12 protein-coding genes are annotated in these 12,441 nt (G+C 72.5%); 2 read left to right on the top strand and 10 right to left on the bottom strand.

Translation table 11 applies throughout. From position 1 onward, the window contains the following. From Q4C85_RS09425 to Q4C85_RS09380, 10 genes are all read right to left on the bottom strand, one after another. Nucleotides 1–844 (bottom strand): hypothetical protein (locus Q4C85_RS09425; protein ID WP_303141550.1); only part of this gene is annotated, 844 nt, incomplete at its 3' end. Beyond that, a complete protein-coding gene (locus Q4C85_RS09420; protein ID WP_303141549.1) occupies nt 841–1,920 on the bottom strand; it encodes a VWA domain-containing protein in 1,080 nt (359 codons plus the stop codon). The genes Q4C85_RS09425 and Q4C85_RS09420, both read right to left, overlap by 4 nt. Then, on the bottom strand, nt 1,917–2,981 hold the full coding sequence (locus Q4C85_RS09415) for a VWA domain-containing protein (RefSeq protein WP_303141548.1): 1,065 nt from the start codon (nt 2,979–2,981) through the stop codon (nt 1,917–1,919). Before Q4C85_RS09415 ends, Q4C85_RS09420 begins: the two co-directional genes overlap by 4 nt. Continuing rightward, nucleotides 2,975–3,496 (bottom strand): alpha-amylase, encoded by a 522-nt coding sequence (locus Q4C85_RS09410; RefSeq protein ID WP_303141546.1) that lies wholly within the window; start codon nt 3,494–3,496, stop codon nt 2,975–2,977. The genes Q4C85_RS09415 and Q4C85_RS09410 overlap by 7 nt, the downstream gene beginning before the upstream one ends. 4 nt (nt 3,497–3,500) lie before the next feature. After that, nucleotides 3,501–4,562, bottom strand: a complete 1,062-nt coding sequence (locus Q4C85_RS09405; protein WP_303141545.1) for a DUF58 domain-containing protein — start codon at nt 4,560–4,562, stop codon at nt 3,501–3,503. A 22-nt stretch (nt 4,563–4,584) separates the two neighbouring features. Continuing rightward, nucleotides 4,585–5,907 carry a MoxR family ATPase gene (locus Q4C85_RS09400; RefSeq protein WP_303141544.1) on the bottom strand — a complete coding sequence of 441 codons (1,323 nt, stop codon included), beginning with the start codon at nt 5,905–5,907 and terminating at the stop codon, nt 4,585–4,587. Nucleotides 5,908–6,093: 186 nt separating this feature from the next. Beyond that, nucleotides 6,094–7,059 (bottom strand): LmeA family phospholipid-binding protein, encoded by a 966-nt coding sequence (locus Q4C85_RS09395; RefSeq protein ID WP_303141542.1) that lies wholly within the window; start codon nt 7,057–7,059, stop codon nt 6,094–6,096. Next, on the bottom strand, nt 7,056–7,886 hold the full coding sequence (locus Q4C85_RS09390) for a hypothetical protein (RefSeq protein WP_303141541.1): 831 nt from the start codon (nt 7,884–7,886) through the stop codon (nt 7,056–7,058). The genes Q4C85_RS09395 and Q4C85_RS09390 overlap by 4 nt, the downstream gene beginning before the upstream one ends. Before the next feature lie 152 nt (nt 7,887–8,038). Further along, nucleotides 8,039–8,983, bottom strand: a complete 945-nt coding sequence (locus tag Q4C85_RS09385; protein ID WP_303141539.1) for a hypothetical protein — start codon at nt 8,981–8,983, stop codon at nt 8,039–8,041. Next, nucleotides 8,983–9,756, bottom strand: coding sequence for a PP2C family serine/threonine-protein phosphatase (locus Q4C85_RS09380; protein WP_303141537.1), 774 nt, complete (start codon nt 9,754–9,756; stop codon nt 8,983–8,985). Before Q4C85_RS09380 ends, Q4C85_RS09385 begins: the two co-directional genes overlap by 1 nt. 191 nt (nt 9,757–9,947) lie before the next feature. Between Q4C85_RS09380 and Q4C85_RS09375 the strand changes: the two genes are divergently transcribed. Both Q4C85_RS09375 and Q4C85_RS09370 read left to right on the top strand, forming a co-directional pair. Further along, on the top strand, nt 9,948–11,021 hold the full coding sequence (locus Q4C85_RS09375; RefSeq protein ID WP_303141536.1) for a hypothetical protein: 1,074 nt from the start codon (nt 9,948–9,950) through the stop codon (nt 11,019–11,021). A gap of 20 nt (nt 11,022–11,041) precedes the next feature. Beyond that, nucleotides 11,042–12,271, top strand: a complete 1,230-nt coding sequence (locus Q4C85_RS09370) for an MFS transporter (RefSeq protein ID WP_303141534.1) — start codon at nt 11,042–11,044, stop codon at nt 12,269–12,271. The last annotated feature ends 170 nt before the right edge of the window (nt 12,272–12,441 follow it).

The raw sequence follows: 12,441 nt of genomic DNA, 5'->3' as shown, positions 1-12,441 counted from the left end.
TCGGTGAGGACGTCGGTGAGGACGAGGAGCCCGCGCTCGAGGTCGGCGAGCTCGAGGGGTCGGGCGTCGGGCTCGTGGAGGTGTCGGTCGGCGAGGGGCTGGCGGTTGGTTCGGAGGACTGCGAGGGCGAGGCGGTGGGGTCGGCCGACTGGGGCGGAGGCATCTCGCACTCGCCGGCGGCACTGGTGGCCTGGGCGCCGTAGTCCTCGGCCGCGGCGGCGTCACCCGCATCGGTGGCCGCCTGGGCCTGCGCCGAGCGGGTCACGTAGAGGTTGACTCGCACGAGGCACTCCGGGGCGTAGGGGTCCCTGATCGTGATGGTGTTGCCCTCGCTGTCCTGGGCGCTGACCATCTCGGCGCGCGGCGCCAGTGGCAGTGCGGCCTCCAGCTCGGCGGCAGCCGTGTCCAGGTCCTGGGCCAGCAGGGAGGCCGTGCCCAGGTTGTAGTGGACCCGCCACTGCTCGAGCAGCGGGTTGACCGCAGCGACGGTCCGGTAGCGGCTGACGGCCAGGCCGTAGTCCCCCTGAACGGCCGCGCGGTTGGCGGCCATCGTCATCGTCCACACGAAGACCATCCACAGCGACACGATGAGGATGACGGCGGCCGGCGCTCCGCCCCAGGTGAGCAGGCGCCGACGGCGGCGCAGGCGGACCGCCCGCCGCCGGGGGTCCTCCGGCGCGAGGCCGGGGGCGGCCGACGCAGGACCGGAGGACCCGCCCCCGGTGCTGTCCTGTGCGTCGGTCACCTCCGGCGCGTCCGGGAAGTCCGCCGCGGGCCGGAGGCGGGTGGGGTCCTCCTCACCGGGGCCTGCGGCCTTTGGCTTGCGGCGTCCGGGCAGCCTCATCGCATTCCTCCCTTGCGCACGGCCGCGGTGGTCGCGCGGCTCAGGTCCCACAGGCCGCGGTCGGCCCGCGCCAGGGCGACCGCCTCCCACAAGAGAAGTCCGGCTCCGGCCAGTCCGAGGGGCCAGGTGAGGTACTGGCGGGCGCGCCGGCGTTGGCGCCCGTCGGACAGGACGGCATCGACGTCCTGGTCGGTGAAGTCCGAGGAGGGGGCGTCGTCGGGACCGCCGGTGCGCTGGAGGTAGGTCACCCCCAGGTCCTGCGCAACCGACTCCAGCAGGGCGGTGTCCGGCACCGAGACGGCGTCCTGGTCGGTCGTGGGGTCCTGGATGTACGGCTGGTCCGCGGACTGTCCCGAGCCGGTGAACTCGCGCATCCGCCCGCCCTCGGGGGTGCCGTAGCCGAGCACAGCCCCGCCGTCGACAAGGGGCTCCAGGGCCGTCCACGACAGTCCCGCGCCACTGGCCTCGGCGGCTCCGGCCCCGTCGTCAGTGGCCTCGCCGTCCGACAGGATGTAGACGAGCCGGGCGTTCTCCGGAGTCGTGCGCGCCGCACTGTCGAGGGTCGTGGTCAGCAGCGGCAGGGCCCGCTCCAGGGAGGACCCGCTGGAGCGGGCAGTCACCTCCTGGCTGAGGGAGTCGATCCAGGAGGACACCGCGCTCAGGTCGGTGGTCAGGGGCAGCTCACGCGCCGCGCTGGAGTCCAGTGCGATGATGCTGAAGGAGGCAGTCGGGTAGGCGTCCTTGATGGCGGTGAGGTCCTGCTTGACCCCGTCCAGGCGGATGCCGCCGGCCTGAGGCCCTCCTGCCCAGTCCTCGGCGGCCATCGACCCGGTGCGGTCCACGACCAAGAAGATCTCGATGTTGGACACCGCCACCTTCTCGTGGGTCGGCAGGCTCGGGCCGGCCAGGAGCAGGACGAGCACGCAGCACAGGGCGGTGCGCCGCCACCACGTGCTGCGTGCGCCGGGGTCGGCGTCCCGGCGCAGCAGCCAGCGGGCCGACACCGTCAGAGCGGCGGCCCCGGCCGCCGCGACGACCAGGACGAGGATCCAGCCGTGAAGGGGCTCGAAGGTCATGCCTTCCTCCATGCGGTCAGTGCCAGGAAGGCCAGGACGACCAAGGCCAGCAGCCAGGCGGCCGTGTGGGGCACGTCGGAGCGGCGCACCTGGGTGTCGTCGCCGAGCTCATCGACCTGCTCGGCCTCCATCTCCTCGACGATGCTGCCCGCGGCGTCGGCGTCGTCCACCTCGTAGAACCGGTCGTTGTGCTCGGTGGTCACCTGTTCGAGCTCGTCCCGGGCCTCCTCGACGTCCTTGCCGGATACCGAGGGGTCGATCAGCTCGGGGTCGGCTCCGAACAGCGAGAACAGCCGGATGTCCTCCTGGGCAGCGAGGTCGGCCGCCTCGGACAAGGAGTAGATCTGCAGGGCGTCGGGATCCTGTACCTGGTTGTCCGAGGCCAGGACGATCGACCGGGACCGGTCGGCGACGTTGTGGCCGAAGGCCATGGCGCAGGAGGCCAGGCCGTCACCGATGAGAGAGGAGGCCTCGACATCCGGAGTCACCGTCCCGGCGAAGGTCTCCGCGTAGCGGTCAATGGCTGGGTTGCCGTAGTAGGGGTTGAAGTCGAGGACATCGGCGATGTTGTTGAGCTCGTCCTCGAGCAGGACGTAGTCGTCGGTCAGCGGCACGATCGTCTGCGCCGTCGTGTTCCAGGCCACGAGCGCGACCCGTTCGCCGTCGAAGGTGTCGAGCATCTCGGAGAAGGTCTCCAGGATCTTGGCGTCCGTGGTCACCATCGAGGTCGACACGTCCAGGCACAGGACGATATCTCGGCTGGCCAGCGCCTCGTTGCGGATGGTCTCCTTGACCGGCCTGCCGGCGATGAAGGAGGCCGCGACGAGGCCGGTGATGACGAGGACCGCCATCAGCGCGTGCAGCCAGCGGCGGGCATGCAACCGCGAGCGCACGACCGGGCTGAGCAGCAGCGGGGCCGAGTTGGCCACCCTGCGGGGCCTGGAGGACGCCCGGCCGTGGCGTCCGCGGCCGCCTCCGGTGCTCGGGGGGCGCAGGAGCGTGACGACCACGGCCACGAAGGCCAGCACCAGCAGGAGCAGGAAGATCCAGGGCATCACCATCGAGAGACCACCTCCCTGGCGTCTGTCACCGCGGTGTCAGCGGCGGCGTCGGGGTCACGGTCGAAGGAGGGCTGTTCCCACACCGCCAGGAGCTCGCCGATGTAGCCCAGCGGGTTGGCGTCCAGCGGGCGGCGCCGCAGCATGACCGCGGCCAGGCGCGCCTCGACCGAGCGGGGGCCCGCGGTGTCGGCCATGTCGAGGATCTCGCGCACCGTGGCCGAGGAGATGTCCTCCCCGGAGCGGGCCGAGGCGAATCCGCGCAGCACGGAGGCCAGCTCGAGGTGGAGCCCGCGCAGGTCGATCTCCCCCTGCTCGTAGCGGGCCGCGGCATGCTCGACCCGGCCGGCCCACTGGCTGCGCTCGGCCGGGGCCATGGGGATGTCCCCCACCTCCCGGGAGGTGTCGCGGCGGGTGACGAGCAGGGCGCGCAGGATCCATGCCAGGGCCAGGAAGATGCCGATCGCCGCGATGACGAGCATCCACAGGGGCATGAGGACCGCAGGGTTGACGGGCACGACCTCACCGCTTCTTCCGAGACATGGCCAGGCGCTGGCGCTTGAGCAGGTCCGCGATGGCGTCGACGAGCCCCTCATCGGAGCTGATCGTGGCGGACTCGACACGACGGGCGCCCAGCAGGTCGGCGACCGCCCCGCGGCGCAGCTCGGCCTGGGCCCGCAGGTAGTCGGACAGGGACGGGTCCTCGCGCAGGAAGGCGGGCAGATCGGCGTCGATCTCGACGTCACGGGTACGGCCGCGGCCGGGCACGAGCGGGGAGTCGTCCTCGATCTGGATGGCGACGAGCTCGTGCTGGGCCGAGAGCCTGCGCAGCAGGTCGACCACCGCCGGCTCGGCCACGGGGTCGGGGTGGGAGGTGTCGGTGATGAGCACGACCAGGCTGCGACGCTGGTGCCACGTCGAGACGCGGTGGAGGACCGTGGCCAGCCCCGCGGCCGGGGCGTGGGGCGACAGCAGCGCGTCCCCCCGCCCGGCCCCGTCGGTCAGCTCCTCGAACTGGTGGGCCAGGAGGGACAGCAGCATCTCGGCGTGCTGGGAGCCCGCCCGCGGGGGCCGGGAGACGAGCCGGGCGGAGTCCCCGGCCACGAGGGCCACCATGTCGCCGCGCATACGCGCCAGGTAGGCCAGGATCTCGGCCACGGCCAGGGCGAGCTCGCGCTTGTCCTCACCGCTGGGCGCCTGCGCGGCCATCGTGCGCCCGGTGTCGACCGCCAGGACGAGCGGGAGGTTGGACTCGCGCTGGTAGCGTTTGATGACCGGTTGGCCGATACGGGCCGAGGCCTTCCAGTCGATGTCGGAGACGTCGTCGCCCGGCCGATACATCGACAGGTCGTCAAAGTCCTGTCCGTGCCCGACGAAGACCGACTTGTGCCTGCCGTCGAGCAGGCCGGTGGCGCGCCGCAGCGTCGGCAGGGCGAGCCGGCCGCGCACGCGGGCCAGGCGCGATCCGCTGGGCCGGCGCAGCGGGGCGGCGTCGGTGTCGGCCTCGGTCGCCGGGGCGGCGCTCGGCCTTATCGGGCCGGTCGGAGTACCGCCGGCGGCGTCGGCGGAGCGGGGCATCGTCATCTCGACTCTACGGGCAGGCGCCTCAGGGCGTGGGAACCGCCGCGAAGATCGCGTCGATGATCGCCTCAGGGGCGATGGCGTCAGCCAGGGCGTCGTAGGTCAGGACGAGGCGGTGGCGCAGCACCGAGTGGCGCAGCAGCCCGACGTCGTCAGGGGTGACGTAGGTGCGGCCGGCCTGCAGGGCGATCGCCTGGGCGACTTTCATGAGGGCGATGCCCCCACGGGGGGAGGCGCCCACGCGCACGTGCCGGTCCAGCCCGGGCACCGGGCGGGGGCCGCCCCCGCGGGAGGTGTTGACCAGGGCGACGATGTACTGCTTGATGATCGGGTCGACATAGACCCGCTCGACGGCCCCGGCGAGCCAGTCGACGTCGTCGGTCGAGATCGGGTTGGTGCGGATCGGCTCCTCGAAGGCTCCCGAGGAGATGCGGTCCAGGACGTCGGCCTCCTCCGCCGGCTTGGGGTAGGTGAGGACCTCCTTCATGAGGAAGCGGTCCATCTGGGCCTCGGGCAGGACGTAGGTGCCCTCCTCCTCGATGGGGTTCTGGGTGGCCAGGACCATGAAGGGCTGGGGCAGCGGGTAGACGACGCCACCGATCGAGGTCTGCCGCTCCTGCATCGCCTCGAGCATCGCCGACTGGGTCTTGGCGCTCGAGCGGTTGATCTCGTCGAGCAGGACGATGTTGGCGTGCACCGGCCCGAGCTGGGTAGTCATCGCGCCGGTGGTGTAGGACAGGATCTGGGTGCCCACGATGTCGTTGGGCATGAGGTCGGGGGTGCACTGGATCCGGTGGAAGGAGCCGGAGACCGCCGCGGCCAGCGTCTGGGCGGCCGTCGTCTTGGCCAGGCCGGGTACGGACTCCAGGAGAATGTGCCCGCCGGCGATCAGCGTCGATACCAGCGCCAGGCGCAGCTGCTCCTGGCCGACGACGCGCTCGGTGAAGGTCTGGCTCACCCGCTTGAGCAGCTCGGTGGCCCGCTCGACGTCGGCCTTCGGGCTCGCGTTGGACCGCGAGGCGCGCTCCGCCTCCCGCTCCAGCTCGCGGCGCGAGGGCAGGGAGGCCGTCGCCGCCGGGTAGGTGGAGCCGCCCGGGGCGGCGGCAGGCTCCACCAGCCCGGTCTCCCGCGCGCCTCCGGCGGTCCGCACCCGACGGCCGGCACCGGTGGCGGGTTGTGCCAGGCCCGGGGCCGCCGACCGGTCGACGGCCTGCCTCTGGGGAACAGGAGGGACCGAGGGGGGCTCCTGGGCCGACGGCGCGGCCTGCGCAGGGACCGCGGCACGCTGTGGGCTGGTCGCCGCCCCCGGGACGGGGACGCGGTGGAACTGCTCGGGCTGAGTGCTCATACCTCTCCTCGTGATCCGGACATGGATGCCCGGCACCACGAGCAGGCTATACGAGCCCGGCCACTCCTCCCAGCCCGGGGCGTGGGCATCTCGCACCATGGGAGTCCGGCCCGCCGACAGGCCGGGCCCGGTCGACGGCGGGCGTCCCGCTCCTGCCCGCCGCGGCGCCCGGCGGTGAGCCGACGGTCACAGGGAGGCGAGGTCGACCCGCGTGCCGCCCATCGCCAGACGCAGCCCGTCCCTGGCCACATGAGCCCCGGTCAGTGACAGGCCCTGGGGCAGGGCCTCGGGGCCAATGGTGATCTCCGAGCTGTCGAGCCCGAGCAGCGACAAGGGCGTGCGCCCCGCGAGCTCGGCGTCGAGGTCGACGGGGACGCCCTGGATGGTCGCGGCGGAGATCGTCAGCAGCAGGGAGCCGTCCTCGGTGACCGAGGGCTCGAGGATGAGGGTCGCGTCCATACCCAGCACCGAGGTCTCGGCCTCGAGGGCCCCCGCCTGCGTGGACGAGCCGTAGGTCTGCGCACTGATCGTCATCTCCGGCATGTCCGGGCAGGAGGCGGCGACCATGGAGTCCAGCTCGTCGAAGCCCAGGGAGGCGACGACCTCGATGCGCTCGGTCGTGTAGGGGGAGGCCAGGCCGACCCCGCGCAGGGATGCCTCGACGTCGAGGAGCTCGACGCTGGAGACCTCCCCCAGTCCTCCACCGGAGGTCTGCCGCTCCATGAGGAGGCTGGAGGCCTGGACGTCCAGGACCTCCAGTCTGCCCGCCATCACCTGGGGCAGGATGAGCCCCTCGGTGCTGATGACCGCGTCGTCGGACAGCCCGGGGACCGCCCCGTGCACGATCCCGTCGAGCCGGGAGCTGGCGTACCTCTCCCCCAGGACGCCGGCGCCGCCGAGCACGAGGGCGAGGAGAAGCACGATGAGCGTGACGCGCCGGGCCCAGCGCCCGGCCCGGCTGCGGGGCCGCTTCGCCGTCCGGGGACGGTCCGCACCCTCCTGCGGCTCGTCGGAGGCCCCCGGGGCCTCGGCCTCGTCCCGACCGCCCTGCGGGAGCCGGGCGGTGAGGGCCGCCGCCTTGTCCGGCGAACCGGTCGACGCACTCTGCGGGTCCTCGCCGGCCCGCTCCTGCGCGGACTCCTCGCCGGTCACGCCCCGCCCTCGCTCTCAGGACGGGAGCGACGGGTCTCGACCGGGGCCGTGTAGACCTCGGAGTCCTTGGCCGCCTGGTTCGCGGCGAACTCCTCGTCGAGCATCGGCAGGTCCTCGGCCGTGACCATGAGGGTGGACACGGCGTGCTCGACCAGCGCCGTGCGGCGGTTGGATGCCGCACCCCCGGCACGGCCGCCGCGCAGCCCGCGCACGCCGGCGCGGTCGAGCTTCTCGCAGACGTTGTCGAGCTTGCGGTTGAACTTGGTCAGCGGCCAGCCCAGACGCTTGGCGGCCGAGGCCGAGGAGGGGATCTCCGCGGCCCCCGTGCCCGCACGGCGCAGCACTGGCTCGGACAGGGCAAGCACGAGCAGCAGCTGGGAGCGGGTCATCGGGGTCACCCCGATCGTCGTCTGGCCCCCGGCCTGCCGCGTCTGGCCGATGCCGGTGAAGCGGTCCTCGCCCGCAGAGATGAGGTCGATCTCGTAGGTGGTCAGGCCCGCCGAGAAGGTGAGGATGACCCGGGGGAAGACCAGGGGCATGCGTGCCCCGGGGGCCAGGCGGGACTGGACGAGGCCGTCGCCGTCGGTGAGCATCGCCGACAGGCGGGAGCCCTCGTTGGCGATCCACCACAGCCCGGCGTCGTGGGCCAGGACGAGGAAGCGGCGGTGCAGGTAGGGGTTGTCATCGATGTCGAGGTCCCCGCCACGGCCGATGACGAAGGTGTCGTCGACCGAGACGCGGTGGACTTCCCCGGAGAAGTCGAGCACGAGCTCGTTGGGGCGGGAGGGATCGACCTTGGGCAGCTCGGTCCAGCTGTGGTCACTCATGTGGTCTCCTCGGACTCGCGTGTCGGCGACGACGGGACGGATGGACTGTGGCGACTGTGTGGCTCAGGCGAGCGCTGGGGTGGGTGGGGGCGGAGGGCGCGGGCGCCGCCGGTGCGGGGCCGCCTGCGGTGGGCCGGACCGCTCACCGGGGCTTATCCGGGGGGCTCGACGCGCAGCGTGACGCCATCGCCCACGTCCAGCAAGTCTCCCACGTACAAGGGTGTGGGCAATGCGGTGGCCAGGAGCACCGGCGGCTGCCCGGGCCTGACGAGCACGGTGCCGTTATTCGAGCCCAGGTCACGGGCCAGGACGTTCCAGCCGGCGGTGGTCACGAACAGGTGCGAGCGCGACACGAGATGGGTCGGGCTGGGCACGGCGAGCAGGGCCATGCCCGGCTCCCCTCCGGCCTGCGGTTGCGGGGCACGGCCGACGACGAGGTCGCCCTGCACCCCCACCGACTCGCCCGTCGACAGCATGAGGATGGCGAGCACGGGGCGGGGCACCCGCCGCAGCTCGCCGGTCAGCGGCGCGACGCACATGTGGCAGCGGGGCGCGTCTGGCGGGTTGGCGTGGCCCGCGGCGCACATGACGGAGGTGACCAGGGGGCGGGTCGGGCCCGAGGGGCGCCCGCCCGTCATCGCCCCGGTCGGGGCCGAGGCGCCCGAGGCGCCCGAGGTGATCGCCTCGGTGGGCATGGACAGTGCCTGGACCCGTGCGTCCTGCGGCACCGGCTCGACGGCCGGGACGGGACGGCGCCGTCGGCGGCCGGAACCCGGCTCGGGCTCGGGGAAGCGGCTGGCGAAGGGGGGAGGGGCCGAGGTGTCGTACTGCGCCCACCCGCCGGGCTCCTGGCCGCTGGGGGCGCTGGCGTCGCCGGTGTCGGTCCAGACCCCGGTGTCGACGACCTGCGACTCGAGGGCGGGGGCGATGTCGTCGGGGTCGATCCACACCCCGGTCCGCTCGGGGTCGAGGTCCTCGGTGTCCGAAGGCGAGGGCCCGCCGAGCACCTCGAGCACGCGGGCGTCGAGGCCGGCGGGGGCGTCGGGATCGAGTACCGCGGTGCCGTAGCGCCCGACGACCTGACGTGGCGCGGCCATCAGCCCACCGCCTCGCGCAGGTCGACGACCAGGGCCGTCACATTGTCGTGGCCCCCGGACTCCAGGGCGGCCGCCACCGCCATCTCGGCGGTGCGCTGCGGGGAGAGCCCGGCCCCGACGACGGTGGCCAGGGCCCGGTCATCGAGCTCGTCACTCAGGCCGTCGGTGCACACGAGGATCCGGTCGCCCGCACGGGCTGGCAGGCAGTGCAGCTCAGGGACGGCAGGCTCGTCGAGCCCCGCGCCAAGCGCCCGGGTCACGACGTTGCGGCGGGGATCGCGCCGGGCCTGCTCGATACTGAGCTCGCCCGCCTCGATCAGGTCCTGTACCTGGGAGTGGTCGCGGGAGAGCTGGCGCAGGAGGTCGTCACGCAGCAGGTAGGCCCGAGAGTCCCCAATGTTGAAGACGATCCATGCCGGGTCCTGGTCGAGCTCGGCCAGGACCACGCCCGCCACCGTGGCGCCCGGCCTGTAGGCGGCGTGGGAGGGGATGGCGCTGACGGCACGGCCCGCTGCGAGCACGGCGGCGACCACCTCCTCGGGGTCGGTGACCGAGGCGCCGGCCAAGGGCGCCAGGGCGGTCAGGGCGGCCCGCGTGGCTGCACGGCCGGCAGCGTGGCCACCCATGCCGTCAACGACGATGAAGGCGGGGGGCACGGCGAGATAGCCGTCCTCGTTGACGCTGCGGTGACGCCCGACATCGGTGGCCGCACCAACCACGAGCGCATCCCGCAGCGGGACCGTCTCGGCCCAGACAACACTGTTGTCGCCCATGAGCGCCTCCTCACACGCACGGCTCGTCAGGTGGACAAGCCAGACGATACCGGGCCAGAGCGCGGACTTGTGCCCTCAGGTACCCTCATGGGTGCCGGTGCCCGCCGGTGCCCTCGGGCGTCTTCCTGTACTGCCCGTCCCTCGCGACGGTGGCGGACACGTCGAGGGTGTATCGATGTGTGGAGGCCCTCATGACTCAGGCTCAGGATGATCTCGTCGCGCGCGCGAGCGATCCGAACGCGGAGCTGGCGACGCTGCACGAGCTCGCCAACAACTACCCGGGTCTACGCCCCTACATCGCAGCGAATCCTCGCACCTACCCCTCGCTGCTCGAGTGGCTCGGCTCCCTGGGCGACCCGGCGGTCGACGCCGCCCTGGCCCGCCGTAACCAGGCGGCCCAGACTGTTGCGGTCGACCCCGCCACCGCCCGCGCCGCGGCTATGGGCGGCGCGGCAGGGACGGCGGCCGGCGCGGGAGGCATCGACGCCGGTCCGCCGACCGAGAGCCTCCTGCCTGCAGCCATCCAGCAGCAGTACCAGCAACCCGCCGCCCAGCAGCCGACCCAGTACCAGCAGCCCACCACCGCTCAGTACCAGCAGAGCCGTCAGCGGCCCGCGGCCGAGGAGATGGGCGTGTTCGGCGTGGGCGCGGCCGCCCCCGAGTCCGACCGGCCCCGCCGCTCAGGACTATGGTTGTGGGTCCTGGGAGGGATCGTTCTGGTCTCCGTCGTCGCCCTCATTGTGTGGTTCATGACCTCTGGCGACCCGGAGACCTCCTCGACCGCCCCGACCACGACTCAGCAGTCCCAGGCCGCCCCCGAGCCCACGAACGACCAGGCCGCCGAGGCCTCGGAGACGGCTACGCCGACGCCCAGCGCCACCCCGACCCGAGAGCTGCTGGCGCCGGCGCCCGAGGACGCCCTGGAGCTGAGCTCCTTCACCTCACCCAGTGGCAACATCACGTGTGTCCTGGGGGATGACTCGGTCAGCTGCACGATCAACGAGCACAACTTCGTGCCCACTGACGCCTCGTGCGGCAACGCCTCGACGATGCCCTTCACGGTGAGCGTGGGCGCCGACGGGCAGGCCACGGGCAACTGCAACAGCGACTTCTCCGCTGCCGGCGCCACGCTCAACTACGAGGCGACGGCCGCCTCCGGTGACTTCGCCTGCACGGTGGCGGAGTCGGGTGTCGAGTGCTGGAGCCAGGTCTCCGGGGAGGGCTTCCGGCTCTCCCGCGAGCAGGCCGACACCACCACACGCTGAGCCTGGAGCCCTCCACCACCGTGTCCAGCACCTATGGGCGGATCCTGCGCACGCCCGGCGCACTCAGTTTCTGCTTGGCGGGTCTCGTCGCCCGTTTCCCGATGTCCATGGTGGGCATCTCAACCATCCTGACCGTCCAGGCCGTCTACGGCAGCTACTCGGCCGCCGGGACGGTCGCCGCGGCGCATATCGTCGCCTCCGCCGTGTGCTCCCCGCTCCTGGCCAGGCTCGTCGACGCCTACGGCCAGGCACGGATCATGGTCCCGGCGATTGCCCTGTCGGCCCTGGCGCTGGTCGGGCTCATCATGGCCACCCGGGTGCGCACCGACCTGTGGGTGCTCATGGTGCTGTCCGCCTTGGCGGGCGCCCTGGGCGGTTCGATAGGCTCACTCGTGCGCTCCCGCTGGACCCTCGTGCTGTCCACGCCCGACGACCTGCACACCGCCTTCGCCCTCGAGGCCGCCTTCGACGAGATCGTCTACATCGTCGGACCGGTGCTGGCCACCGCACTGTGCACCTCGGGCGCCCTGCCGGTGACCAGCGGTTGGGTGGCGGCCCTCGTCCTGCAGGTGGGCGGCGGACTGTGGTTCCTGTCCCTGCGGGGCACCGAGCCCCGCCCCCATGGGCGCCGACGGGGCAGGCAGGACGCACCGACGCCCCGGACCACTCCGGTCCTGCGCCGCGGAGCGGTGGGGGCGGTCGTCATCGTCTTCCTGTTCTCCGGCAGCATGTTCGGAGCCAACGACGTCGCCTCTGTCGCCTTCGCCACGGAGCTCGGCCAGAAGTCGGCCGCTGGTGTCCTTCTCGCGGGATGGTCGTTCGGGTCGCTCGTGTCGGCTCTGGTCTACGGAACGCGCTCGTGGAGCTGGCCCCTGTGGAAGCAGTTTCTCGCCGGCACGGTGGCGGTGGCGGTGGGCGCCTCAACCTTCATGGCGGCGCCCAATCTCATTGTGCTCACCGCCATCATGGCGCTTGCGGGCATGGCCGTCGCTCCAACCTTGACCACCGGCTACAACATCGTCCAGGTCGCGGTGGCCCCCTCGCAGCTGACCGAAGGGCTGGCCTGGGTGGGGACCTCCCTCAACATCGGGGTCTCTCTGGGCGCCCTGCTCGCGGGCCACCTCATTGACGCCCGGGACAGTCAGGGGGGCTACCTGTTCATCGCGGTCGCGGCCTGGATGAGCGTCGTGGCGGCGGTGGTGTCGCTGCGCGCCCTCAAGCAGGCGCGCTCCCACGGCAGCCTCACCTGACCGGGACCGGAGGGCATCGAGATGGTTGATTCCCAGAGCTGGGGGACGCTGGCTGGGCCGGCCGGCTTCGACCGGTCGACCGGGACGGTCCGTGTGCCGGTGTGCGTCGTGGGTGCTCGTCCAACCGCGAGATCGGGACTTATGACACCCCGAGATCGGGACTAATGGCA

Source organism: Actinomyces sp. (genome assembly GCF_030524025.1).
Classification (GTDB): Bacteria; Actinomycetota; Actinomycetes; order Actinomycetales; family Actinomycetaceae; genus Actinomyces.
Note: the sequence above shows the minus strand (reverse complement) of the source record. Positions and strands in the feature narration are given on the sequence as shown.

Excerpts from the sequence above, each read along its gene's own strand:
- Q4C85_RS09415 (WP_303141548.1), bottom strand. The coding sequence starts at position 2,981 with ATGGTGATGCCCTGGATCTTCCTGCTCCTGCTGGTGCTGGCCTTCGTG.
- Q4C85_RS09400 (WP_303141544.1), bottom strand. The coding sequence starts at position 5,907 with ATGAGCACTCAGCCCGAGCAGTTCCACCGCGTCCCCGTCCCGGGGGCG.
- Q4C85_RS09420 (WP_303141549.1), bottom strand. The coding sequence starts at position 1,920 with ATGACCTTCGAGCCCCTTCACGGCTGGATCCTCGTCCTGGTCGTCGCG.
- Q4C85_RS09380 (WP_303141537.1), bottom strand. The coding sequence starts at position 9,756 with ATGGGCGACAACAGTGTTGTCTGGGCCGAGACGGTCCCGCTGCGGGAT.
- Q4C85_RS09375 (WP_303141536.1), top strand. The coding sequence starts at position 9,948 with ATGACTCAGGCTCAGGATGATCTCGTCGCGCGCGCGAGCGATCCGAAC.
- Q4C85_RS09390 (WP_303141541.1), bottom strand. The coding sequence starts at position 7,886 with ATGAGTGACCACAGCTGGACCGAGCTGCCCAAGGTCGATCCCTCCCGC.
- Q4C85_RS09405 (WP_303141545.1), bottom strand. The coding sequence starts at position 4,562 with ATGACGATGCCCCGCTCCGCCGACGCCGCCGGCGGTACTCCGACCGGC.
- Q4C85_RS09385 (WP_303141539.1), bottom strand. The coding sequence starts at position 8,983 with ATGGCCGCGCCACGTCAGGTCGTCGGGCGCTACGGCACCGCGGTACTC.